The following is a 23,042-nucleotide window of genomic DNA, read 5'->3' as shown; positions in this document are numbered from 1 at the left end:
CTTTGCGGAAATCCCAGGATTTCGCCCGTTCACCTGCCGATAACGCCCATCGGCGGCATCCGCGGCGACCCCTCCACGCGGGGTAGCCTGACGATCGTGACCGACGCCGAAGCACCGCAGCACGTCCTCGTCCGCACCGAGAACTCCCTGGGCCGGATCACGCTCAACCGGCCGCGGGCGATCAACGCGCTCGACCCCGACATGATCCTGCAGATCACCGCCGCCCTCGACGCGTGGCGCGACGACACCGACATCCAGACGGTGCTCATCGACGGCGAGGGCGACCGCGGACTGTGCGCCGGCGGCGACGTTCGCGCGCTGTACGAGCAGATCCGCGGCGGGCAGCCGGAGCTCGCGGGGGAGTTCTTCCGTACCGAGTACGCGATGAACGCCGCGATCGCGGAGTACCCCAAGCCCGTCGTCGCCTTCGCCGACGGCATCACCATGGGTGGCGGCATCGGACTGGCCGGCCACGCCGCCGTGCGGGTGGTCACCGAGCGCTCCCGCCTGGCCATGCCGGAGACGCGCATCGGGTTCACGCCCGACGTCGGGGGCACCTGGCTGCTCAGCCGCGCGCCCGGCCGTCTCGGCGAGTACCTCGGCCTCACCGGCACGACGATGAGCGGAGCGGATGCCATCGCGATGGGCTTCGCCGATCACTTCGTGCCGTCGGAGAACCTCGACGCCCTGCGTGACGCGCTCGCCAACCGGGCCGACCCCTCGACGCCGAACGAACTGGTGCTGCTCTTCGACGAGACGCCGGAGCCGTCCCGCCTGCCCGCGGCGCGCTCCTGGGTGGACGACGCCTTCTCCGCCGGATCGGTCGCCGAGATCGCCGACCGGCTGCGCGAATCGGATGCCGAGGATGCGGCATCCGCTCTCGCCACGCTCGAGGAGCTCGCGCCCACCGGCCTCGCCGTCACCCTCGACGCCGTGCGCGAATCGCGGGGGATGCGGACGGTGCGGGAGGCGCTGGTCGGCGAGTACCGCCGCGTGATGTGGTTCGTGCACAACCATCCGGACCTCGTCGAGGGCATCCGCGCACAGGTGATCGACAAGGACCGCAGCCCGAAGTGGCAGCCCGCCTCGATCGCCGAGCTGGGCGCGGATGCCGGGGCACCGGCCCGCGAGTACGTGCCGCAGATCCCGCTGTTCGGGTGAAGCGGACGGTGGAACCTCGCAGCGTGGGAGCCGAAGTCCGGTTCGCGGGCCTCAGTACCTGCGTTCGGATCCCATGCTGGGTGGGGGACGCAGACCGAGCATCCCGCCCGCGGGTCACACCGACGCGATGAGCTGCAGCAACCGGGCGACGTGCGCCGCGGGCTGCCGTTCCTTCGCGTACTCGATCGCGCCGGCGCGCGGGGCGTCGAGCAGCGAGCGGTCCGCCTCGAGCCGCACGATCAGGTCGGCCAGCCCTTCGGCATCCGGCGTCGGAGTGCCGATCGCCGCGTCGCCGAACTCCTTCGCGAGCACGGGATCGCTGACGATCACCGGCCGGCCGTGCGCGAACGCCTCGAGCGCGACCATCGGCTGGTTGTCGAAGCCCAGCGACGTGATCAGCGCGGCATCGGCGCCCGCCATCAGTTCGCTCACCCTCGTGCCAGGGACCGCGCCGTGGAACGTCACGCCGGTGACCGGACGGTGCTCGCCGCCGGCGACGTCGAGGTGCACCCGTCCCGCGCCCAGGCGCTCGATCACGAGACGCATCGCGTCCAGCGCGACGCCGACCCGCTTCTCGGGGGCGAAGCGCGCCACCCAGAGCAGCCGGAGCGGTCCGCCGGCGGAGTGAGCGGATGCCGTCCGCAGCGGCTGTGCCACGTTCGAGAACGCCTCCACGCGTCCGGCGCCCGCGGCCCGCAGCGCCTCGGCCTGGTGCACCGACGGCGACAGCACGATGTCCGCGCGCTGCGCGATGCGCAGGGTCATCGTGCGCAGGGCGTTGTTGAGCGGATGGCTGCCCGTCGCGCGGTCGCCGCCGCGGATGCCGGTCAGCCTGCTGTGCACCGCCGACACGACCGGCGCGAACGGGGCGAGCACCGCGGGCGCCCGCCAGAAGAAGGTGTGCACCGTGTGCAGCACGGGGATGCCGAGCCGCCGCCCGACCGAGAGAGCCGCGGCGGCGAGGGCGAACTCGGAGTGCACGACGATGGCGGTGACGCGGTGTCGGCGGATGGTCGCCGCGACCAGGGGCTCCAGCACGGCGGCGCGTCCGAGCAGCGGCAGGTCGAGCACAGGGATGGTTCCGCGTCGCGGCGGGGAGACGGTCACGACGCGGGCGAGGACGTCCGGGCCGGCGGCGGCAGCGGCATCCGCTTCTCCGGCATCCGCCCGACCCGGCTGGGGCCGCAGCGCGTCGGCATCCGGCGCGAGCACGACCACGCCGACCCCCTCGCTCGCCAGCGCCTCGGCCTGCCGGACGAACGCGGTCTGCGCACCGCCGAGATACTTCAGCGAGTAGTCGCACACCAGCAGCACGGTGGTCGCGGCGGCATCGTCTTCTCGCATGCCTGCGAGTCTATGCGCGGGGTGCGGTTAGGTTCTTCGACGCGGTGCAGAAACCTGGGCTGATCCGGGATTCGTTTCGCTGTCAGCGAAGGTCATCCTTCAGGGGGATACGGATGTCGGACCTTCGTGGCACCCTGTCATGTGGCCCGATCGCGGCCCCGATCCCAAAAGGAAGTCCGCCTGTGCTGGGAAGAATCCTGCTCCGCTATCTCAAACGATATCGATGGCTCCTGCTCGGCGTGCTGGTGTTCCAGTTCGCCAGCGCGATGGCCTCGCTGTACCTCCCGCGGCTGAACGCCGATATCATCGACCGCGGCGTCGCGATGGCCGACATCGGCTACATCTGGACCCACGGCTCGTTCATGCTGATGATCTCGCTCGGCCAGATCGTCGCCTCGGTCATCGCCACCTACTTCGCGGCGCGCGCCGCCATGTCGGCAGGGCGCGACATTCGCGCCGACGTGTTCTCCCGCGTCAGCGGCTTCTCCGAACGTGAGGTGTCGCAGTTCGGCGCCGGCTCGCTGATCACTCGCAACACCAACGACGTCCAGCAGGTGCAGATGCTGGCGATGATGGGCGCGACGATGTTCGTCACCGCGCCGCTGCTCGCCATCGGCGGCATCATCATGGCCGTCCAGACGAACGTCGGCCTCAGCTGGCTGATCGGCGTCTCGGTGCCCGCACTGCTCATCGTCGCCGGCATCATCATCGGCCGGATGGTCCCGCTGTTCCGCAGCTACCAGAGCAAGCTCGACACCGTGAACCGCATCATGCGCGAGCAGCTCACCGGCGTGCGCGTGGTGCGGGCCTTCGTGCGGGAGCGCATCGAGGAGGAGCGGTTCCGCGGCGCGAACACCGACATCATGATCGTCGGCCGCAACGTCGGCTCGCTGTTCGTGCTGCTGTTCCCGCTGTTCATGCTGATCCTGAACGTCACAGTCGTCGCCGTCATCTGGTTCGGCGGCATCGAGGTCAACCAGGGCGATGTCGAGGTCGGCACACTGTTCGCATTCATGCAGTACATCGGTCAGATCATGATGGGCGTCATCATGTCGAGCTTCATGGCCATGATGATCCCGCGCGCCGCCGTCTCGGCCGAGCGCGTGGGCGAGGTGCTGGATGCCGAGTCGTCGATGACCCGCCCCGAGAACGGCGTCACCGACTTCCCCGCTCCCGGTTCCGTGGCCTTCGAGGACGTCGAGTTCACCTACCCCGGCGCCGAAGCGCCGGTGCTCTCCGGGATCAGCTTCCGGGTGGAGCCCGGGCAGACAGTCGCGATCGTCGGCTCGACAGGATCGGGCAAGACCACCCTCGTCTCGCTGATCCCGCGACTGTTCGACGTCACCGGCGGTCTCGTGCGGGTCGGCGGCGTGGACGTGCGGGATGCCGACGTCGAGGCGCTCTGGAAGAGCATCGGGCTCGTGCCGCAGCGTCCCTTCCTGTTCACCGGCACCGTGGCCTCCAACCTTCGCTACGGGCGGGAGGACGCCACCGACGAGGAACTGTGGAAGGCGCTGGAGATCGCGCAGGGCCGTGACTTCGTCGAGGCGATGCCGGACGGGCTGAACTCGCGGATCTCGCAGGGCGGCACGAACGTGTCGGGCGGTCAGCGTCAGCGGCTCGCGATCGCGCGGGCGCTCGTGCACCAGCCGCGGATCCTCGTGTTCGACGACTCGTTCTCGGCGCTCGACCTCACCACCGACGCCCGGCTCCGCCAGGCGCTGTGGCGCGAGCTGCCCGACGTCACCAAGATCGTGGTCGCGCAGCGCGTGTCGACCATCACCGACGCCGACCGCATCGTCGTGCTGGAGGACGGCACGATGGTCGGTTCCGGCACGCACGAAGAGCTGCTGGCATCGAACGCGACCTACAAGGAGATCGTCGAGTCGCAGCTGGGGGTGGACGCATGAGCGCCGACAAGCTCGACAAGAAGGCTGCTCGCCGTGAGCGCGTGGCCGCCGCGCGCGGGCGCCGAGCGGCGAGCGGCGCCGCGACGCAGCCGGAGCTGACCGAGGCGGAGCGGGAGGAGGCGGAGCTCGCCGAGAAGGCACGTCTCGAGGGCGGCGGCATGTTCGACGGCCCCGCCCCGGGCAAGGCGGATCACTTCGGCCCCAGCTTCAAGCGGATGATCGGGCTGCTCAGGCCGTCCGCCGTGTGGTTCGCCCTGGTGTCGTTCCTCGGTGCGATCGGAGTCGTGCTCGCCGTGATTGCGCCGAAGGTGCTCGGCGAGGCGACCAACGTCGTCTACGAGGGCTTCATCTCGCACATCCTCGGCACGGGGTTCGGGGACTTCCCCGGCTTCCCGCAGGGGACGAGCAAGGAACAGGTCGTAGAGGTGCTGCGCGGGGCCGGTCAGGACGACTTCGCCAACATGGTCGGCGCGATGCAGAACTTCTCGGTCGGCGCCGGCGTCGACTTCGAGCGGCTCCGCTGGATCATCGTGGCGGCTCTGGCGATCTACGTCGTCTCCGCGCTGCTGAGTTGGATCCAGGGCTACGTGATCAACGTGATCATGGTCCGCACCATGTGGCGTCTCCGCGAGCAGGTCGAGGCGAAGATCAACCGCCTGCCACTGTCGTACTTCGACAAGGTGCAGCGCGGCGAGCTCATCTCGCGCGTCACGAACGACATCGACAACATCACGCAGACCATGCAACAGTCGCTGTCGGGCGCGCTGACGTCGGTGCTCACCGTCGTGGGCGTGCTGATCATGATGTTCTCCATCTCCTGGCAGCTGGCCCTCGTCGCCCTCGTGTCGCTGCCGCTGATGGGTGTCATCTTCGGCATCATCGGGCCGCGCTCGCAGAAGGCGTTCGGTTCGCAGTGGCGCAAGGTCGGCCGGCTGAACGCTCGGGTGGAGGAGGCCTTCTCCGGTCACGCGCTGGTGAAGGTGTTCGGACGCGAGAAGGACGCGCTGGAACGGTTCCAGGTCGAGAACGAGGAGCTGTTCGAGGCGAGCTTCAAGGCGCAGTTCCTCTCGGGCATCATCATGCCCGCCATGATGTTCGTCGGGAACCTGACCTACGTCGGCATCGCGGTGCTCGGCGGGCTCATGGTCGCCGGTGGAAACCTGCGTCTCGGAGACGTGCAGGCGTTCATCCAGTACTCGCAGCAGTTCAGTCAACCGCTGAGCGAGCTGGGCGGCATGGCCGCCGTGGTGCAGTCCGGTACGGCGTCCGCCGAGCGCGTGTTCGACCTGCTCGACGCCGACGAGCAGGACCCCGATGCCGCCGACGCGTCGAACGCCGGTCAACAGGCGCAGGGCCCCAGCTCAGAGGGTGTCATCGAGTTCCAGAACGTCGCGTTCTCGTACAGCGAGGACCGTCCGCTGATCAATGATCTCTCGTTCCGGGTGGAACCAGGGCAGACCGTCGCGATCGTCGGCCCCACGGGGGCGGGCAAGACGACGCTGGTGAACCTCATCATGCGGTTCTACGAGCTGAACTCCGGACGGATCCTGCTCGACGGTCAGGACATCGCGCAGATGCGCCGCGAAGACCTGCGCTCTCGCACCGGCATGGTGCTGCAGGACCCGTGGCTGTTCGCGGGCAGCATCCGTGACAACATCCGCTACGGCAAGGCGAGCGCGACCGACGAGGAGATCATGGCGGCCGCGAAGGCGACCTACGTGGATCGATTCGTGCACTCACTGCCCGACGGGTACGACACCGTGCTCGACGAGGACGCGTCGAACGTCTCTGCCGGTGAGCGCCAGCTGATCACGATCGCCCGGGCGTTCGTCGCACAGCCGTCGATCCTGATCCTCGACGAGGCGACCAGCGCGGTCGACACCCGCACCGAGCTGCTGCTGCAGCACGCCATGGCGGCGCTGCGTCAGGGCCGCACCTCGTTCGTGATCGCGCACCGCCTGTCGACCATCCGCGATGCCGACCTGATCCTGGTGATGGAGCACGGCGACATCGTCGAGCAGGGCGACCATGACGAGCTGATCGCGAAGCAGGGCGCGTACTGGCGGCTGTACCAGTCCCAGTTCGAGCAGGCCGCGGCGGACGTCGACGCCGAAGCCGCGCTCCTCGTCGAGGCGGCCGAGGCGAGCGAGGGCGGCGCCGCTCCGGATGCCGACTCCGCGGCATCCGCCGAACGGGAGCCCGCCGGCGAGCCGCGCTGACCGGCCCCCACCCGTGCAACGAACGCCCGCTCCTCACCTCGAGGGGCGGGCGTTCCCGTGTTCGGGTCGCGAAAGGTGCCGTTCGGCTCGCGGCGTGCGTGTTCGGGTCGCGAATGGTGCCGTTATCCCGCGGTGTTTCCGGCGGTTTGTGCGACCTGAGCGTCGGCGGGCGCCGTCAGTCGAGCCCGAACAGCTCCAGCGGATGGGTCAGGCGCCACCAGATGCTGGGCGGATCGATCTGCTCGTCCAGCGAGACGCTCGTCTGCGCGGTGTCCACAGGGCCCTTCGCCGTGAGCGTGCCGACCTCGGCACCCGCCTCGGTCTCGCCGTCGAGGTCGAACTCCGCGCCGGTGGTCGCCGCGGCGCCGTTCCACAGCACGACCTCCGCGTCGGCGTCGGTCACGATCTCGGCCTCTTCGCCCCACTCCGTCGTCACCCGTCCGACGACGGTGCCTTTCTCGACCGTCGTCGGCTGCTCGGCGAGCGCCTTTTCGGTCTCCGCGAGGAGCTGACGCGTCACGGCCAGGCGATCGCCGTTGCTGTCCTGACCGAGCACCGCCACCACTACGCGGACCGTCGTGTCATCGACGACGACATCCTTCGCGGTCAGGATGTTCCAGTGCTCGAGGGTACCGGTCTTGATGCCGACGACGCCCGGGTCCTCCAGCATCCTGTTCGTGTTGGTTACCGTCCCGACGCCGGGGATCTCCGCCGTGCGGGTCCCGACGATCTCCGCGAACACCGGATGCCGCATCGCCAGTTCACCGATCTCGACCAGGGCTTCGGGGGTCGCGACGTTGCGCTCGTCGAAACCGGAGGGCGAGACCAGGCGCACCCCTTCGATCCCGTGATCGGCGAGCCATTTCTCGGACGCCTCCGCGAACGCGCGATCCGACCCCCAGATCTCATCGGACAGGCGGTCGATGTAGTTGTTCGCCGACCCGAGCAGGATGCCCTGCAGCATCTGGTACTCGGTCAGGCTGCCGCCCACCGGAACGTCGAGCGAGGACTGGTTCCCACGCCGATAGCTCCAGAACTCGCGGGCATCATTCATGCCGAACTCGAAGCTCGGCCCCTGCTCGCCCGGCTTGAGCGGCAGCTTGTCGAGCACCATGAGCGTCGACACCACCTTCGTGATGCTCGCGATCCCGTCGGCCCCGGTCGTCGACGCGACCGAACTCATGCCCTCGATGCCGACGGCCGCACTGCCGGTCTGCGGCCAGGACAATTGGGCGGCGGGCGCAGCGGCGACCTCCAGCTGCACGGCTTCGACGGTCGGCGCCACCGCGTCCAGCGGCGACAGGAGGGTCGCTCCGGTGTAGGAGCCGCACAACGCGACCAGGATCCCGACGGGCACCAGCAGCCGCGGACGCAGCCACCCGGGAAGCAGGCGGGCGTCGGCGAGCAGATCCTCGCCCGCGTCCGGCGCGACAGCGGTCTCGAAAGCGGGAGCAGCGGATGCCGCCGCGACCGCCGCCGGATCGACCCAGGTCAGCGCGGTGGGCGGGCGGGACTCGTCCGCCCACTGGACGGGAACGGATGCCGGTTCCGCGGCCGGCTCGTCCCCGACACCCGAATCAGCACCCGAGACGTCAGCGCCTGCGGCATCCGCCGCATCCGTCTCCACCGCGACAGCGTCCGAACCCGGAGCCTCGACGACCGCCGTGGTGGTCCCCACCGCTGTGCCGGTGTTTCCGGCCGCCGGACCCTCCGCAGAACCGGTGCCGCCTTCGGCGGAGACTCCCGACCGTCGAGAGCGCTCGCGGCGGTCACGGCGCGTCGCGGGGCGCGAGGGATCGGGGGAGACGGTCACCCCGATACGCTACCGAATCCGCCGTGTCCCAGGGTGCTCCCGCACCGGCATCCACCGCACCGGCATCCACCGCACCGGCATCCGCCCCCACCGGCATCCGCCTGTTGGTGACGAAGTGCCGCGACCCCCGACAGGCGGGAGGGGATATGATCGAAGACACAACCACGGGAGTCCGGCAAGCCGGGCTGAGAGGAAGCGAAAAGCGCTTCGACCGTCGAACCTGATCTGGGTCATGCCAGCGCAGGGAGGAGTTCAGATGAGTACATCCACGCACCGTTCCACCGACACCTCGGTGTCCGCACCGGCGACCAGCCCGTTCCGCTGGCGCGTCGTCGACATCGTCGTCGCAGCCGTCCTCGGCGTCGCGATCGGCCTCGTGTTCTGGGGATGGAACGCCATCGGCGGCGCCTGGTTCGGCGCTGCCGACGCCCTCACTCCGGGCTTCGGCGGCATCGCCGTCGGGATCTGGCTGATCGGCGGTGTCGTCGGCGGGCTGGTGATCCGCAAGCCCGGTGCCGCATTCGTCGTCGAGGTGGTCGCCGCCATCGTCTCGATGCTGATCGGCAACGTCTGGGGCGTCTCCACCGTGTTCTCCGGCATCGTGCAGGGCCTCGGCGCCGAACTGGTGTTCGCCCTGTTCCTGTACCGCCGATTCGGCATCGGCGTCGCCGCGCTCGCGGGCATCGGCGCGGCCGCAGCGGCCTGGGTGTTCGAGCTGTTCTACGGCAGCTCGCCGAACATCCTGAAGTCGGTCGAGTTCAACGCGATCTACCTCGGCTCGCTGATCGTGTCTGGTGCGATCCTGGCCGGCGTCGTCGGCTGGCTGCTGGTGCGCGCGCTCGCCGCGAGCGGGGCGCTCAGCCGCTTCGCCGCCGGACGAGAACTCGTCCGCGAGGTCTGAGCATGACCCACGCCGCACCGGCTCGCGTGCAGGCGGCGGGGTGGGGCTGGCGCTACGCCGGGCGCAAGCTCCCGGCGGTCAACGACGTCACCTTCACGATCGACCCCGGTGAACGGGTGCTGCTGCTCGGCGCCTCGGGGTCGGGCAAGTCGACCCTGCTCGCCGGAATGGCCGGCGTGCTCGGCGATGCAGACGAGGGCGAGCGCTCCGGCACGCTGCTGATCGACGGCGCCGCTCCCGAGGTCAGCCGCGGCCGGGTCGGACTCGTGCTGCAGGACCCGGACGCCGGCATCGTGCTGTCCAAAGTCGGCGACGACGTCGCGTTCGGATGCGAGAACCTCGGCATTCCGGCATCCGACATCCCGGCCCGCGTCGGCGAGGCGCTCGACGCGGTCGGGCTGGACGTTCCGCTCGACCGCCCGACCAAGGCGCTCTCCGGCGGGCAGAAGCAGCGGCTGGTGCTGGCCGGCGCGCTCGCGATGCGTCCCGGCCTGCTGCTGCTGGACGAGCCGACCGCGAACCTCGACCCCGAGGGCGTCCGCGAGGTGCGGGCGAGCGTCGAGCGCACGGTCGAGGCGACCGGCGCGACCCTGGTCGTCATCGAGCACCGCACCCCGGTGTGGGTGGATCTCATGACCCGGGTGATCGTGCTGTCCGCCGACGGCGGGCTGCTCGCCGACGGCGACCCGTCGCGCGTCTTCGCCGAACACGGGCGGGCGCTGGCGGATGCCGGGGTCTGGGTGCCGGGGCAGGACATCGACCTGCCCGTCCTCACCGACGTCGCGCACGCCGACGTGCTCTCCGCCGAAAGTCTGGCGATCGCACGGGAGGCGCGCACCGTGGTGCAGGCCGGGCTGGACGTCCACGTGCCCCGCGCCACGGCGACGGTCATCACCGGCCCGAACGGGGCCGGCAAGTCCACCCTCGCGCTCACCCTCGCCGGTCTCCTCCCCGAGCACACCGGCGAGGTGCTCTCCGCACCCGAACTCGCCGGGCGGCGCGGGCGCCGGCCGTCGCGCTGGACCTCGCGCGAGCTGCTCACCCGCATCGGCACCGTCTTCCAGGATCCGGAGCACCAGTTCCTCACCCAGACCCTGCGCGACGAGCTCGCGGTCGGCCCGAAGGCGCTCGGCTGGGACGACACGAGAACGGATGCCGTCGTCGACGAGCTCCTCGACAGGCTCGGTCTCGCGCCGCTCGCCCTCGCCAACCCGTTCACGCTGTCGGGCGGTCAGAAGCGCCGGCTGTCCGTGGCGACCGTGCTGGCGGCGTCCCCCGCTGTGATCGTGCTCGACGAGCCCACGTTCGGTCAGGATCGGCGGGGCTGGATCTCGCTGGTCGCACTGCTGCAGGAGGAGATCATGCGCGGCCGCGCGATCGTGGCGGTCACCCACGACGACGCCGTGGCCCAGCACCTCGGCGGCCGTCGCATCGAGCTCGCGGAACGGCGGCTGGCATGACCGATGTGCTCGTGCGACGCGGCGCCTGGCTCGACAGGGTGAACCCGGTCACCAAGCTGCTTCTCGCGGTGCTGCTCTCGGTGCCGTTGTTCGCCTCCATCGACGTGGTCAGTGCGCTGACCGCGATCGCCCTGCAGCTGCTGTGCATGCCGCTGACCGGCCTGCATCCGGTGACCGTGCTGCGCCGGATGGCGCCGGTGGTGCTGTTCGCTCCGCTCGCCGGCCTCAGCATGCTGCTGTACGCGGAGCCCGAGGGGGAGATCTACTGGCGCCTCGGCTTCGCGGTGGTCAGCGAGGGGTCGCTGGCGCTTGCCGTCGCGGTCACCCTGCGCGTCATCGCGCTCGGGCTGCCGACCATCCTGCTCTTCGGCCGCACCGACCCGACCGAGCTCGCCGATGCGCTCTCGCAGGTGGCGCGCCTGCCGAGCCGGTTCGTGCTCGGCATCCTCGCCGGCACCCGCATGCTCGGACTGTTCGTCGACGACTGGCGCACCATGGCGCTGGCGCGCCGCGCCCGCGGCGTCGGCGACCGCGGCGCGCTGCGGCGGTTCTTCTCGATGGCGTTCGTGCTGCTGGTGTTCGCGGTGCGCCGCGGCACGAAGCTCGCCATGGCGATGGAGGCGCGCGGCTTCGGGTCGGGCATCGAGCGCACCTGGTCGCGCCCGTCGCGACTCTCCGGGCGGGATGCCGTCGCGCTCGCCGCCGGCATCCTGATCATGGCGCTGTCACTCGGCGCGGCCGTCGCCGCGGGGACCTTCCGTTTCGTCTGGAGCTGACAGCAGCGGGCGCAGTGCCTCCTCCAGCACGACGGCGTGGTTGCGCTCAGGGTCGTGCGCCGCGTACACGAGGGTGACGACCGGATGCCGTCGAGCCTCGCCTGCGAGGGCGCGCAGCGCCTCCGCGCTCTCGTCGGCCAACTGGGCGCGGTAGCGGTCGGCGTAGACGTGCCAGTCGGCATCCGCTGCCGCGTGCCAGTCCCGGCGCAGCTCCGGGCTCGGCGCGGTGTCCTTCGCCCACAGATCGATCGCCGCCTTCCCCTTCGAGACCCCGCGCGGCCAGAGTCGGTCGACCAGGACGCGGAACCCGTCATCAGGGGAGGCGCTGTCGTAGGCTCGCTTTCGACGCAGTTCCATCTGCTCAGCAAACACCTCGCCGCTGCGCCTCGCCAGAGGCTGGTACTGAGAGTCACGTATGCTGAAACTCAGTCGCAGCGACACCCCGGCAGGGCCGTTCGAAGGAGAACACGATGCAGATCCAGGGAAGCAGCGCGCTCATCACGGGCGGCGCCAGCGGGCTCGGCCTCGCGACGGCGCGGCGCCTGGCGGCATCCGGGGCGCACGTCGTGATCGTCGACCTGCCGCAGTCCGCGGGCGCCGAGATCGCGGCCGAGCTGGGCGGGTCGTTCGCCCCTGCAGACGTGACCAGCGCCGACGAGGTGACGGCCGCCGTGCGGGCCGCGCAGGATGCAGCGCCGCTGCGGGTCGTGGTGAACTGCGCCGGCATCGCTCCGCCCGCGAAGGTGATCGATCGCGATGGCAACCCCGCCGACCTCGCCGCGTTCGAGCGCATCATCCGCATCAACCTCGTCGGGACGTTCAACGTGATCTCCCAGGCCGCCGCCGTGATCGCGAAGAACCCCGCTGGGCAGGGGCGGGACGGTGGCGACGACGACCGCGGCGTCATCGTCAACACCGCGAGCGTCGCCGCGTTCGACGGGCAGATCGGCCAGCCCGCCTACTCCGCCTCGAAGGGCGGCGTGCATGCCATGACGCTGCCGATCGCGCGGGAGCTCGCGCGGTACGGCATCCGGGTGTGCACCATCGCGCCCGGGATCATGGAGACCCCGATGCTCGCAGGTCTGCCGGAGGCGGCACAGCAGTCGCTCGGCGAGCAGGTGCCGTACCCGGCGCGCCTCGGTCGCCCCGACGAGTACGCCGCGCTCGTCGAGCACATCATCGCCAACGGGTACCTCAACGGCGAGACCATCCGCCTCGACGGCGCCATCCGCATGGCCCCGAAGTAAGGAGCACGCACCATGACAGACCTCGCAGGCAAGACCATCCTGATGTCCGGCGGCAGCCGCGGCATCGGCCTCGCGATCGCCCTCCGCGCTGCCGCCGACGGCGCCAACGTCGCACTTCTGGCGAAGACCGACTCCCCGCATCCGAAGCTCGAGGGCACCGTGCACACCGCCGCGGATGCCATCCGCGCGGCGGGCGGCCGTGCCCTGCCGATCGTCGGCGACGTGCGCAACGACGACGACATCACAGAGGCGGTCCTGAAGACCCACGGCGAGTTCGGCGGCATCGACATCGTCGTCAACAACGCCAGCGTCGTCGACCTGTCGGGTTCCCTCGACCTCTCGGCGAAGAAGTACGACCTGATGCAGGACGTCAACGTCCGCGGCACGTTCATGCTGTCGCGCGCGGCGATCCCGATGCTGAAGGACTCCGCGAACCCGCACATCCTGTCGCTGTCGCCGCCGCTGAACCCGACCCCGCGCTGGCTCGGCGCGCACACCGGGTACTCGCTGGCGAAGTTCGGCATGACGATGGTCACCCTCGGCATCGCGGCGGAGTTCGCGGATGCCGGAATCGCCGCCAACACGCTGTGGCCGCGCACCACGATCGCGACCGCCGCCGTGCAGAACCTCCTCGGCGGTGACCGGGTGATGGCCGCCAGCCGCACCGCGGACATCTACGCGGACGCGGCGTACACGGTGCTGACCAAACCCGCGCGCGAGTACTCCGGGCAGCAACTCATCGTCGAGGACGTGCTCGAGGCCGAGGGCGTGACCGACTTCTCGAAGTACGCGGCCGTGCCGGGCACGCCCGACGACGCGCTGTACCCGGACATCTTCCTGGACTGAGCGGCCAGGTCGTCAGAACAGCAGGTAGACCGCGCCGAGCACTGTCAGCGCGATGACGATCCGGTCGAACAGGTGCTGCGGCATCCGCTTCGCGAGCCGGAGCCCGACCAGCCCGCCGATGACGACGAGCGGGGCGAGCGCGAGGTCGGTGAGCAGCACCTGCGGCGTGAACAGCCCGAGGCCGGCCAGGAACGGCAGCTTCGCCAGGTTCACGATCGCGAAGAACCAGGCCGACGTGCCGAGGAACACCTGCACGGGCGTGCGCGTCGCGAGGAAGTACATCGCCATGACCGGTCCGCCGGCGTTCGCGACCATCGTCGTGAACCCCGCCAGCGCGCCGTAGCCGCCGGCCACGAACGGTCCCTTCGCCGGTGCCATGGCCCGGTGCCGGCGCCACAGGGTGACCGCCACCATGGCGAGCAGGATCACGCCGATCATCCGCCGCACCAGTCGGTCGTCGCCGACGGCGAGCAACGCGAACCCCGCGAGGAGGCCGGCGACGACCGCCGGCGCGAGCCTCACCAGTGTCGGCCAGTGCGCGTGGCGCCGGTACGCCGAGAGGGCGAAGACGTCGCCGACGATGAACAGCAGCAGCATGGCCGCCGTCGAGGTGCGCGCCGGAAGCACCGAGGCGAACAGCACGACAGACACGGTCGCGCTGCCGGGGATCGCCGACTTCGACAGGCCTGTGACCACCGCGCCGAGGCCGAGCAGCACCCAAGCCCACGGTGCGAGCTCGATCACCGTTCCAGCTCAGCGACGATCGCGTCGTACCCGCGCTGTGCGGCGAGGTCTCGGGGCAGCACCCCGTCGCCGTCGCGGATCGTGACGTCGGCGCCGCCGTCGATCAGGGCGCGCACGACCCTGACATACTTCTCCGACCCGTCGCCGAGCACGATCGCCTCGTGCAGCGCGGTCCAGCCGAGGTTGTTGATGTGGTTCGGGTCGACTCCTGCGTCGAGCAGGATCTCGACGGTGGTGAGCAGCCCGCGCTCGGATGCCGGGATGAGCGCGGTCCCGCCGAAGCGGTTGGTGCTGGTCAGGTCGGCGCCGTTGTCCAGCGTCATCCGCAGGATCTCGTCGTGGCCGCGCGCGCCGGCGTACAGGTAGGCGGAGTCCTGGATGTCGTCCTTCGCGTTGACGTCGGCGCCCGCCTCGATGAGCACGTGTGCGGCCTCGACGTGGTTCGCCTTGGTCGCCGCGACGAGCGGGGTCATGCCGTCCTGGCCGCGCGCCTCGAGGTCGGCCCCGGCGTCGATGGCCGCGCGCACGGCGTCGGCGTCGCCGGCGGCGGCCGCGGCGAAGAGGTCCTGTGTGGCATCGGTCATGGTCGTCTCCGTCGGGTGGGGTGCGTTCGGCCCGTTCGCGTCAGGAGCGCAGCCGGTCAGCGCGATCGCGAGGGCGGTCAGGGCGAGGGCGGCGCGCAGCATCGTCGGGGGTCAGCGGCGGACGGATGCCAGCGCCGCGGCGAACCGGGCAGAGCGCTGCTCCAGGTCGGCCCAGTCGCCGGCGGCGATCGACGCGGAGTTTGCGAGGTCGCCGCCCGCACCGACGGCCACCGCGCCCGCGCCGAACCAGTCGGCGAGGTTGTCGGGCTTGACGCCTCCGGTGGGCATGAGCGGCGCGTCCGGGAACGGTGCGCGCAGCGCGCGCAGGTACGACGGGCCGCCGAGTGACGCCGGGAACAGCTTCACTACGTCGACGCCCAGCTCGAGCGCGGTCATGACCTCGGTCGGGGTGAGCGCGCCGGTCATGGTCACCCGCCCGGTGTCGAGCATCGCACCGGTCAGGCCGGGGAGCGTGCCAGGGCTGACCAGGAACTCGGCACCCGCGTCGGCGGCGTCGATCGCCTCCGCGGCGGTGGTGACCGTGCCCGCGCCGATGCACGCGCTGTCGCCGTGCCGGGCGATGAGCTCACGGATCACCGCGGGGGCGTCGGGGGTGGAGTACGTCACCTCGATGCCGGTGATGCCGCCGCGGATGATGGCCTCCGCCGCGTCGAGCGCCTGCTCGGGTGAGGGCGCCCGCAGCACGGCGAGCACTCCTGCGGCACGGGTGCGGGCGAGACGATCGGACATGGCGCTCCTTCGGGACGGTGACCCGGCCATTCTCCCCGAGCCGGGCCTGTAATGACAAGTGATCAGCGGCGGTGGGGCGGTGTCCACGCGTCGATCAGGTCCTTCGCCTCGCGCAGCCCGAGTCGGGTGTGCGCGCGGACGGTTCTGATCGCGGTGACGGGGTCTCCGGCGGCGAGCAGGCGGTCGACCTCCGCAGCGACGGATGCCGGCAGCGACGCGCGGGTGGGCGAGGCGGCACGGGTCGGCGGGGCGGAAGAACGTGCCGGCTCCGCATGCGACACCGCGGCGGCGTGGCGGGGCGTGGTGCTGATCGACCAGTGCGCGATGCGGTCCTTCGCCTCCTTCGCGCCGATCTTGGCGTGCGTGCGGAGCACCTTGATCGCCTTCGACCGCTGGCCCAACGCCACGAGGCGGTCGATCTCGGCGATCACCTCGGGGGAGGTGCCGGCCGGGGTGGTGTTCGTCGCAGTGCCCGATCCCGAACGGATCACGGGCACGGGGGTGAAGGTCTGCGCCTCCGGCATCCGCGGTCTCATCCCGCGCAGCGCGGCGGCGATGATCAGTGCGCCGACGACCACGCCGACAAGGATCGCGATGAGCCAGAAGAGCTCCATGGGCCGAGTCTAGGCCCGGGCATCGGCCCAGGTCTCTCCCATGCGCCACACCGTACCCTGGGAGGTATGACCGAGACTCCCCGCACGCGCGTGACGCGCCCTGCGACCGCGCCTGCGGGCACGCCCCAGGTCCGCCCCGCGACCGAGGGCTGGACACAGAAGAAGGATGCCGAGGGGCGTCCGCTCCTGCAGTTCGCGAGCCCGAAGCGCGGCAAGCCTCCGGTGCACCTCGCCGACCTCACGCCGGCCGAGCGCATCGAGAAGGTGAAGGAGCTGGGCCTGCCCGGGTTCCGGGCCAAGCAGCTCGCCACCCATTACTTCACGCACTACACCTCCGACCCGGCGGCGATGACCGACCTGCCCGCCGCGCAGCGCGAGGAACTCATCGCCGGCATGCTGCCGCCGCTGCTCACCGAGGTGCGGCGCCTGGAGACCGACCGCGGCGACACGATCAAGTTCCTGTGGCGGCTGCACGACGGCGCCCTGGTCGAGTCGGTGCTCATGCGCTACCCCGGCCGGATCACCCTGTGTGTGTCGAGCCAGGCCGGCTGCGGCATGAACTGCCCGTTCTGCGCCACGGGCCAGGCGGGGCTCACCCGCAACATGTCGACCGCCGAGATCATCGAGCAGATCGTGCGCGCGAACCGCGTCATCGCCGACGGAGGGCTGGGCGACCCGCGTCGCGTGGGCCACGAGGGCGAGCGTGTCACGAACATCGTGTTCATGGGCATGGGGGAGCCGCTCGCGAACTACAAGCGCGTCCTCGACGCCGTGCGGATCATGGTCGCCCCGCAACCGGAGGGTCTCGGCATGAGCGCCCGGGGCATCACAGTGTCGACGGTCGGGCTGGTTCCAGCGATCCGCAAGCTCGCCGACGAGGACATCCCGGTCACGTTCGCCCTGTCGTTGCACGCCCCGGACGACGAGCTGCGCGACGAGCTGATCCCGGTGAACTCGCGCTGGAAGGTCGACGAGGCGCTGGACGCCGCACGCGAGTACTTCGAGAAGACCGGCCGCCGCGTGTCGATCGAGTACGCGCTCATCAAGGACATGAACGACCACCCGTGGCGGGCCGACCTGCTCGCGGACAAGCTCAACGCCCGCGGCCGCGGGTGGGTGCACGTCAACCCGATCCCGCTGAACCCGACGCCCGGGTCGATCTGGACGGCATCCGAACGCGACGTGCAGGACGAGTTCGTGCGGCGGCTCAACGACGCCGGCATCCCGACCACCCTCCGCGACACCCGCGGCAAGGAGATCGACGGCGCCTGCGGGCAGCTGGTCGCGACGACCGAGGACGAGGCCGCCGCGGCCGCGATGGGCTGACGCCCGCCCGCCGCGCCCAGTGCACCGCCTCGCGCCGAGTGCACCGGATCTCGGCGCTGCGCGGCCGTGCACTCGACGGGATGCCGTGCACTCGGCGCCGTTCCGGTCAGGCGGTGTCCTTCGGGGCGCGCAGGCGCAGCAGGCGCCCGGCGCCCTCGATGAGCTCGGCCCACGAGCCCACGTCGACGGCGCACTCCGCGATCGCACATGTCGCCAGCTGTACGTACTCGCGGGTGAGTTCCGACACGGCGTCGCTCATACCAGGGTTGTGTCCGACGAGCATCGCGACGTGGCAGTCGTCCGGCAGGGCGGCCGCGATCGCGAGGATCGACCGAGCGGATGCCGCGTAGAGCAGCGGCTCCTCGACCACCGGCAGACCGTATGCCGTCGCGTACTCGTCTGCCGTGGTGCGGGCGCGCACCGCGCTGCTCGACACGATGCGCTCGAGGGGCACCTCCTCATCGACCAGCCGCTGCGCCATCTCCGGCGCGTCACGGAGACCGCGGGAGTTGAGAGGCCGGTCGTGGTCGGCGAAGCCCGGCATCCCCCAGTCCGACTTCGCGTGGCGGGCGAGCAGCAGCGTCTTCATGTCTCCAGCCTGACACCGTGAGCGCCCGGGCGCACCCCGAACCTGAGAACCGCGTGCAGGGTTCGCCCGGGAGTCGCACAGCCGCGTTTTCGTACCCTCGAAGGATGTCTTACTCCGCGCATCGCCCGGGCCGGATGGATTCCCAGGGGCGGATCTCGTTCGAGACCGACACCCCCGACGGCACGGTCACCGACGACGACCTCGAGTTCCTCCGCAGTTTTGAGCCCTCCGGTTCCAAGGCGACCCCGGCGACGGATGCCGGCGACGCGCCCACTCATCCCACCGAGGTCATCGACCGGGAGCGCGAGCCCGGAGCGGAGGCCGGTGCACCGGCATCCGCTCCCCGTCCCCGTCGCACGCGGCGCCAGAAGCGCGAGCGCGAGCCGCGGACCGCGGGGTCACGTCTGCGCACGCTCGCCATCCTGGGCGGCGCGGAGGGCGACGTGCTCGACCGGGTTCCGGGCGAGACGCCGCGCTTCGTGCAGATGTTCTTCGTGCTCGCCGGCACCGCCCTGGTGTCGGCGATCTCCATGCTGTTCGCCCTCACCACAGGGGTGCAGGTGGCGGTGTGGTTCGCCGTTCCGCTGGCGCTGGTGTGGGCGGCGATCATCTTCAACCTCGACCGGTTCCTCACCTCGACCATGACGTCCACGCGCAGCATCGGCAAGCTGCTCGGTCTCGCGCTGCCGCGCGTTGCCATGGCGGCGCTGATCGGGTTCCTCGTCGCCGAGCCGCTCGTGCTGCAGGTGTTCCACAACGACATCGCGCGAGAGGTGGCCTCCACCAACATCGTGCAGGCACAGTCCGATCAGGACGCGCTGGAGAAGGGCCCCGAGAAGAAGGCCCTCGACGCGGCGAGCGAACGGGTCGCAGCCCTCGAGAACCAGGCGGCCACCGGCATCGTCGCCGGGACCGAGTCGGAGTCGGCCACGACGTCCGCCGCGCAGGCCACGGTCGACGATCTCACCGCGAAGATGGCCGAGCAGCAGAAGGTCATCGACTCCGCCCGCGCGCTGTACCAGTGCGAGCTCACCGGTGAGGGCGCCGGCACGGTTCCCGGCTGCACCGGTGTGAACGGGGAGGGCTCCAGCTCCGACGCCGCCAAGGCGCAGCTCGCCCAGGCGCAGCAGACCTACGACGCGCTGGCCGCGCAGCTGCGCACCGCCAACGACGAGCTGTCCGCGGCGGAGTCGGCCGCGAAGCAGAACACCTCCGCGTCCGAGGCGGCCAACCGTGAGCAGGCCAGGGATCAGCTCCCGGCCGCGCGCGACACCTACGAGCGCGCACTCGCCGCGTACAACGCCAGAGCGGATGCCGTCGCGCAGGGCAACGCCGGTGCCATCGGCCTGCTCAGCCAGATCACCGGTCTGAACCGACTCGGCGAGAAGGAGCCCACGATCTTCTGGGCGCACTGGCTGATCGCCGCACTGTTCTTCATGATCGAACTGCTGCCCGTCATCGTGAAGGTGCTCACCAGCTACGGCGAGCCGTCGCTGTACGAGAAGGCGCTCGCGATCCGCCGGCAGGTCGACCTCGACCGTGTCACCGCGGAGGGCTTCCGCGATCGGGCAGCGATCGTCACGTCGGCGGATGCCGCGACATCCGCGGCCGCGCCGGCGACGGCATCCGCCGTTCCCGCATCCGCCGCCCCCGAACCCGCTGCGGCTGCGGGCGAACCGGTACGCGCCGGGGTCTGACCCTGCGGCTGTGGCCGCCCAGTAGCGTGGAGTGATGGTCAACTATCGCTTCCTCGGCAACAGCGGTCTCAAGGTCTCGGAGATCACCTACGGCAACTGGGTGACCCACGCGTCACAGGTGGACGACGATGCGGCGGTGAAGACCGTGCACGCCGCGTTGGACGCCGGCATCACCACGTTCGACACGGCCGACACCTACGCGAACACCGCGGCCGAGGTCGTGCTGGGCAGGGCGCTGGCCGGTCAACGGCGCGCCGGCCTGGAGATCTTCACCAAGGTGTATTTCCCCACCGGGCCGAAGGGCCCGAACGACACCGGCCTCAGCCGCAAGCACATCATGGAGTCCATCGACGGCTCACTGAAGCGTCTCGGCACAGACTACGTCGACCTGTACCAGGCGCACCGCTACGACCACGAGACCCCGCTCGAGGAGACGATGCAGGCGTTCGCCGACGTCGTCCGGCAGGGCAAGGCGCTGTACATCGGGGTATCGGAGTGGACCGCCGAGCAGCTGCGCGAAGGGCACGCCCTGTCGAAGCAGCTCGGCTTCCAGCTGATCTCGAACCAGCCGCAGTACTCGATGCTGCACCGCGTGATCGAGGGCAAGGTGATCCCGGCATCCGAGGAGCTGGGGATCTCGCAGATCGTGTGGTCGCCGATGGCGCAGGGCGTGCTCAGCGGCAAGTACCTGCCCGGCCGGCCGGTGCCGGAGGGTTCGCGCGCGACCGACGAGCACTCGGGTGCGCACTTCATCCAGCGCTTCCTGCAGGACGACATCCTCACCGCGGTCCAGCGGCTCAAGCCGATCGCGGCGGATGCCGGACTCACGATGCCCCAGCTCGCGATCGCGTGGGTGCTGCAGAACCCGAACGTCGCTGCGGCCCTGGTCGGGGCGTCGCGCCCCGAACAGCTCGCGGAGACCGTCAAGGCGTCGGGTGTGACGCTGGACGCCGACGTGATGACCGCCATCGACGACGCCCTCGAGGGGGTCGTGAATGCGGACCCCGAGGACACGTACTCGGTGTCCCCGAAGCGGCGCCTGGTCTGAGGGGCGCGCGAGCCCGCGACACCCCGGGTTGTGCGCGCACGAGCCCGCGAAACCCCGGCAAACCGGCGAGACCCCGGGTTGCAGACGTCTGCAACCCGGGGTCTCGGCGTGAAGGCGGGGTGTCGCGGCCCGACGTGGACGCCTACTCCTTCACCGCGCCCGACGTGAGCCCCTGCACGATCCATCGGCTCGCCAGGGCGAACATCACCATCGTCGGCAGGATGGTGAGCACGGCCGCCGCCGACATCGATCCCCAGTCGATGTTGAACGTGGAGATGAAGCCGTTCAGCGCCGACGGGACCGTGCGGTTCTCGTCGGTGTTCATCAGTACCACCGACAGGAACAGCTCGTTCCAGCAGTTCACGAAGTTGAAGATGAACGCCGCGATGATGCCCGGGGTCATCACCGGGACGAGCACACGGAACAGTGCCCCCAGGCGCGAGCATCCGTCGATCATCGCCGCCTCCTCCAGTGCGTCGGGGACGTTCTCGAAGAACCCGCGCAGCATCACGGTGGAGAACGGGATGCAGATCGCGATGTAGACCAGGATCAGGCCGGGCTTGGTGTCCACCAGGCCCAGGTCGGTCATCATCGAGTAGAGCGGGCCGAGCGCGATGAACGCCGGAATCATCTGCGTGAGCAGGAACGCGATGAGCACGGCGCCCTTGCCCCGGAACTCGAAGCGGGCGATCACGTATGCACTGAGCAGCGCGATCAGCGTCGCCACCGCCCCCGCGGTCAGGGCGACGAGGGCGGAATTGGCGAGGAAGACACCGAACTGGCTGTTCTGGAACAGGCTCGCGTAGTTGTCCAAGGACGGCTCGCTGGGCCAGTACTCGATCGGATAGGAGTTGATCGTGCCGGGCGACTTGAACGAGGTGAGCGCGATCCAGTACAGCGGGAACAGCGTCACGATGAGCCAGATCGCCAGTCCCACCGCGCGCACCACGCCGCCGACGGTCACCGTGCGGGGGCCGGGGGGAGCGGATGCCGGGTCGGGCACGGTCACCCGCCGTGTCTCGGTGATCGAGGTTCCGCGTGTGGAAGCGTCCGTCAGCGTGCTCATCGCTGCACTCTCCTCATGGCCATCAGATAGAACGCGCAGAACACGAACAGGAAGGCCACCACGATCAGGCCGATGGCGCTGGCGATGCCGTAGTTGCCCTGCTGGGTGTAGTTGATCATCCAGGTCGTGATGATGTGCGTCTGGTTCGCGGGGCCGCCGTTCGTCATCGCGTAGATGATGTCGGGGAAGTTGAAGATCCAGATGACGCGCAGCAGCACTGTCAGCAGCAGCGTCATCGAGATGTACGGGATGATGATCGAGAACAGCTGTCGCACCTTGCCGGCCCCGTCCAGGCTCGCCGCCTCGAGCACTTCGTCCGGGACGGACTGCAGGGCGGCGAGGATCATAATGGCGAAGAACGTGACGCCGTACCAGACGTTCGCCACGATCACCGCGAACATCGCCGCCCTCGGATCGGCGAGCCACGGCACGGGCTGCGAGATGAGCCCGGCCTTCATGAGCAGGTCGTTGACGACGCCGAACTCGGCGTTGAACATCCATCGGAACAGCATCCCGATCAGGAAGCCGGACACGGCCCACGGGAAGAACACCAGCGCCTGATACAGCCCGCGGAAGCGGAACCGCTTGCGCAGCGCGAGCGCGATGAGGAAGCCGATCACCAGCTGCGGCACCAGCGACCCGATCACCCACAGCACGGAGTTCCACGCGACGACGGGGAAGGCGGGGTCGCGGAACACGGCGAGGAAGTTGTCGAGCCCGACGAACGGCGTCGAGGTGAGATCCCACAGGTTCCAGTCGTGGAACGCCATCCGGGCGCCCTGCAGCATCGGCCAGTACGTGAACCAGCAGACAAAGACGATCGCGGGTGCCATGAACGCGAACAGCGTCAACGCCTGGCGCCGCCCGAAGCTGCGGCGGCGGGATGCCGGGGAGGCCCCGCCGGGGGAACCGGCGGAGCCTCCTTCGTGAATGCGGCGTGCCACGGG

General features: G+C 70.2%; 21 protein-coding genes and 1 riboswitch. Of the genes, 11 read left to right on the top strand and 10 right to left on the bottom strand.

Annotated elements, in window-relative coordinates:
• Nucleotides 1-96 precede the first annotated feature (96 nt).
• Entirely contained in the window at nt 97-1,161 is a 1,065-nt protein-coding gene (locus RIF65_RS09885) for an enoyl-CoA hydratase/isomerase family protein (protein ID WP_309066174.1), read from the top strand.
• A 114-nt stretch (nt 1,162-1,275) separates the two neighbouring features.
• Here RIF65_RS09885 and RIF65_RS09880 read toward each other — a convergent pair whose 3' ends face one another.
• Entirely contained in the window at nt 1,276-2,505 is a 1,230-nt protein-coding gene (locus RIF65_RS09880) for a glycosyltransferase family 4 protein (protein WP_309066175.1), read from the bottom strand.
• A gap of 182 nt (nt 2,506-2,687) precedes the next feature.
• Between RIF65_RS09880 and RIF65_RS09875 the strand changes: the two genes are divergently transcribed.
• The gene (locus RIF65_RS09875; RefSeq protein ID WP_309066176.1) at nt 2,688-4,415 is read left to right on the top strand and encodes an ABC transporter ATP-binding protein; all 1,728 of its coding nucleotides are present in this window, start codon (nt 2,688-2,690) and stop codon (nt 4,413-4,415) included.
• Complete coding sequence (locus tag RIF65_RS09870; protein WP_309066177.1) at nt 4,412-6,634, top strand: ABC transporter ATP-binding protein; 2,223 nt, start codon at nt 4,412-4,414, stop codon at nt 6,632-6,634. Before RIF65_RS09875 ends, RIF65_RS09870 begins: the two co-directional genes overlap by 4 nt.
• 175 nt (nt 6,635-6,809) lie before the next feature.
• Here RIF65_RS09870 and RIF65_RS09865 read toward each other — a convergent pair whose 3' ends face one another.
• Nucleotides 6,810-8,447, bottom strand: a complete 1,638-nt coding sequence (locus RIF65_RS09865) for a D-alanyl-D-alanine carboxypeptidase (protein ID WP_309066178.1) — start codon at nt 8,445-8,447, stop codon at nt 6,810-6,812.
• A gap of 154 nt (nt 8,448-8,601) precedes the next feature.
• Nucleotides 8,602-8,713, top strand: a riboswitch (TPP riboswitch).
• Here RIF65_RS09865 and RIF65_RS09860 point away from each other — a divergent pair.
• The 3 genes from RIF65_RS09860 to RIF65_RS09850 all read left to right on the top strand — a co-directional run bounded on the left by RIF65_RS09860 (nt 8,704) and on the right by RIF65_RS09850 (nt 11,584).
• Nucleotides 8,704-9,348, top strand: a complete 645-nt coding sequence (locus tag RIF65_RS09860; protein WP_309066179.1) for an ECF transporter S component — start codon at nt 8,704-8,706, stop codon at nt 9,346-9,348. (Overlaps the previous riboswitch by 10 nt.)
• A gap of 2 nt (nt 9,349-9,350) precedes the next feature.
• Nucleotides 9,351-10,808, top strand: a complete 1,458-nt coding sequence (locus RIF65_RS09855) for an ABC transporter ATP-binding protein (RefSeq protein WP_309066180.1) — start codon at nt 9,351-9,353, stop codon at nt 10,806-10,808.
• Nucleotides 10,805-11,584, top strand: coding sequence for an energy-coupling factor transporter transmembrane component T family protein (locus RIF65_RS09850; RefSeq protein ID WP_309066181.1), 780 nt, complete (start codon nt 10,805-10,807; stop codon nt 11,582-11,584). The genes RIF65_RS09855 and RIF65_RS09850 overlap by 4 nt, the downstream gene beginning before the upstream one ends.
• On the opposite strand, the gene RIF65_RS09845 is transcribed toward RIF65_RS09850, so the two are convergent.
• Nucleotides 11,534-11,941, bottom strand: a complete 408-nt coding sequence (locus tag RIF65_RS09845) for a DUF488 domain-containing protein (protein WP_309066182.1) — start codon at nt 11,939-11,941, stop codon at nt 11,534-11,536. The genes RIF65_RS09850 and RIF65_RS09845 overlap by 51 nt on opposite strands.
• 113 nt (nt 11,942-12,054) lie before the next feature.
• Here RIF65_RS09845 and RIF65_RS09840 point away from each other — a divergent pair, with 113 nt between their 5' ends.
• Together RIF65_RS09840 and RIF65_RS09835 are read left to right on the top strand one after the other, a co-directional pair.
• Nucleotides 12,055-12,831, top strand: a complete 777-nt coding sequence (locus RIF65_RS09840) for an SDR family NAD(P)-dependent oxidoreductase (RefSeq protein ID WP_309066183.1) — start codon at nt 12,055-12,057, stop codon at nt 12,829-12,831.
• Between the two features lie 12 nt (nt 12,832-12,843).
• Nucleotides 12,844-13,677, top strand: coding sequence for an SDR family oxidoreductase (locus RIF65_RS09835; protein ID WP_309066184.1), 834 nt, complete (start codon nt 12,844-12,846; stop codon nt 13,675-13,677).
• Nucleotides 13,678-13,689: 12 nt separating this feature from the next.
• Here the strand turns inward: RIF65_RS09835 and RIF65_RS09830 are convergent, their stop codons facing one another.
• The 4 genes from RIF65_RS09830 to RIF65_RS09815 form a co-directional block, all read right to left on the bottom strand.
• Complete coding sequence (locus RIF65_RS09830; protein ID WP_309066185.1) at nt 13,690-14,421, bottom strand: sulfite exporter TauE/SafE family protein; 732 nt, start codon at nt 14,419-14,421, stop codon at nt 13,690-13,692.
• On the bottom strand, nt 14,418-15,005 hold the full coding sequence (locus RIF65_RS09825) for an ankyrin repeat domain-containing protein (RefSeq protein WP_309066186.1): 588 nt from the start codon (nt 15,003-15,005) through the stop codon (nt 14,418-14,420). Before RIF65_RS09825 ends, RIF65_RS09830 begins: the two co-directional genes overlap by 4 nt.
• A gap of 111 nt (nt 15,006-15,116) precedes the next feature.
• Nucleotides 15,117-15,755, bottom strand: a complete 639-nt coding sequence (locus RIF65_RS09820) for a bifunctional 4-hydroxy-2-oxoglutarate aldolase/2-dehydro-3-deoxy-phosphogluconate aldolase (RefSeq protein WP_309066187.1) — start codon at nt 15,753-15,755, stop codon at nt 15,117-15,119.
• 62 nt (nt 15,756-15,817) lie between these two features.
• Nucleotides 15,818-16,369 carry a hypothetical protein gene (locus RIF65_RS09815; RefSeq protein ID WP_309066188.1) on the bottom strand — a complete coding sequence of 184 codons (552 nt, stop codon included), beginning with the start codon at nt 16,367-16,369 and terminating at the stop codon, nt 15,818-15,820.
• 66 nt (nt 16,370-16,435) lie between these two features.
• On the opposite strand from RIF65_RS09815, the gene rlmN reads away from it, so the two are divergent.
• Entirely contained in the window at nt 16,436-17,695 is a 1,260-nt protein-coding gene (rlmN, locus tag RIF65_RS09810; protein ID WP_309066189.1) for a 23S rRNA (adenine(2503)-C(2))-methyltransferase RlmN, read from the top strand.
• A gap of 106 nt (nt 17,696-17,801) precedes the next feature.
• On the opposite strand, the gene RIF65_RS09805 is transcribed toward rlmN, so the two are convergent.
• Nucleotides 17,802-18,284: a SixA phosphatase family protein gene (locus tag RIF65_RS09805; RefSeq protein ID WP_309066190.1), complete on the bottom strand. Its 483-nt coding sequence runs from the start codon at nt 18,282-18,284 to the stop codon at nt 17,802-17,804.
• 104 nt (nt 18,285-18,388) lie between these two features.
• Here RIF65_RS09805 and RIF65_RS09800 point away from each other — a divergent pair, with 104 nt between their 5' ends.
• Together RIF65_RS09800 and RIF65_RS09795 are read left to right on the top strand one after the other, a co-directional pair.
• Nucleotides 18,389-19,981, top strand: coding sequence for a DUF4407 domain-containing protein (locus RIF65_RS09800; protein ID WP_309066191.1), 1,593 nt, complete (start codon nt 18,389-18,391; stop codon nt 19,979-19,981).
• 34 nt (nt 19,982-20,015) lie between these two features.
• Complete coding sequence (locus RIF65_RS09795) at nt 20,016-21,029, top strand: aldo/keto reductase family protein (RefSeq protein ID WP_309066192.1); 1,014 nt, start codon at nt 20,016-20,018, stop codon at nt 21,027-21,029.
• Nucleotides 21,030-21,171: 142 nt separating this feature from the next.
• Here RIF65_RS09795 and RIF65_RS09790 read toward each other — a convergent pair whose 3' ends face one another.
• Nucleotides 21,172-22,095 carry a carbohydrate ABC transporter permease gene (locus tag RIF65_RS09790; RefSeq protein ID WP_309066193.1) on the bottom strand — a complete coding sequence of 308 codons (924 nt, stop codon included), beginning with the start codon at nt 22,093-22,095 and terminating at the stop codon, nt 21,172-21,174.
• Entirely contained in the window at nt 22,092-23,039 is a 948-nt protein-coding gene (locus RIF65_RS09785; protein ID WP_309066194.1) for a carbohydrate ABC transporter permease, read from the bottom strand. Before RIF65_RS09785 ends, RIF65_RS09790 begins: the two co-directional genes overlap by 4 nt.
• Nucleotides 23,040-23,042: the final 3 nt, after the last annotated feature.

Source organism: Microbacterium sp. (assembly GCF_031180975.1).
Taxonomy (GTDB): Bacteria; Actinomycetota; Actinomycetes; order Actinomycetales; family Microbacteriaceae; genus Microbacterium.
Note: the sequence above shows the minus strand (reverse complement) of the source record. Positions and strands in the feature narration are given on the sequence as shown.

Coding starts and splice junctions, on each gene's coding strand:
- RIF65_RS09850 (WP_309066181.1), top strand. CDS start 10,805: ATGACCGATGTGCTCGTGCGACGCGGCGCCTGGCTCGACAGGGTGAAC.
- RIF65_RS09880 (WP_309066175.1), bottom strand. CDS start 2,505: ATGCGAGAAGACGATGCCGCCGCGACCACCGTGCTGCTGGTGTGCGAC.
- RIF65_RS09860 (WP_309066179.1), top strand. CDS start 8,704: ATGAGTACATCCACGCACCGTTCCACCGACACCTCGGTGTCCGCACCG.
- RIF65_RS09870 (WP_309066177.1), top strand. CDS start 4,412: ATGAGCGCCGACAAGCTCGACAAGAAGGCTGCTCGCCGTGAGCGCGTG.
- RIF65_RS09815 (WP_309066188.1), bottom strand. CDS start 16,369: ATGGAGCTCTTCTGGCTCATCGCGATCCTTGTCGGCGTGGTCGTCGGC.
- RIF65_RS09825 (WP_309066186.1), bottom strand. CDS start 15,005: ATGACCGATGCCACACAGGACCTCTTCGCCGCGGCCGCCGCCGGCGAC.
- RIF65_RS09820 (WP_309066187.1), bottom strand. CDS start 15,755: ATGTCCGATCGTCTCGCCCGCACCCGTGCCGCAGGAGTGCTCGCCGTG.
- rlmN (WP_309066189.1), top strand. CDS start 16,436: ATGACCGAGACTCCCCGCACGCGCGTGACGCGCCCTGCGACCGCGCCT.
- RIF65_RS09840 (WP_309066183.1), top strand. CDS start 12,055: ATGCAGATCCAGGGAAGCAGCGCGCTCATCACGGGCGGCGCCAGCGGG.
- RIF65_RS09845 (WP_309066182.1), bottom strand. CDS start 11,941: ATGGAACTGCGTCGAAAGCGAGCCTACGACAGCGCCTCCCCTGATGAC.
- RIF65_RS09800 (WP_309066191.1), top strand. CDS start 18,389: ATGTCTTACTCCGCGCATCGCCCGGGCCGGATGGATTCCCAGGGGCGG.
- RIF65_RS09790 (WP_309066193.1), bottom strand. CDS start 22,095: ATGAGCACGCTGACGGACGCTTCCACACGCGGAACCTCGATCACCGAG.
- RIF65_RS09805 (WP_309066190.1), bottom strand. CDS start 18,284: ATGAAGACGCTGCTGCTCGCCCGCCACGCGAAGTCGGACTGGGGGATG.
- RIF65_RS09795 (WP_309066192.1), top strand. CDS start 20,016: ATGGTCAACTATCGCTTCCTCGGCAACAGCGGTCTCAAGGTCTCGGAG.
- RIF65_RS09855 (WP_309066180.1), top strand. CDS start 9,351: ATGACCCACGCCGCACCGGCTCGCGTGCAGGCGGCGGGGTGGGGCTGG.
- RIF65_RS09835 (WP_309066184.1), top strand. CDS start 12,844: ATGACAGACCTCGCAGGCAAGACCATCCTGATGTCCGGCGGCAGCCGC.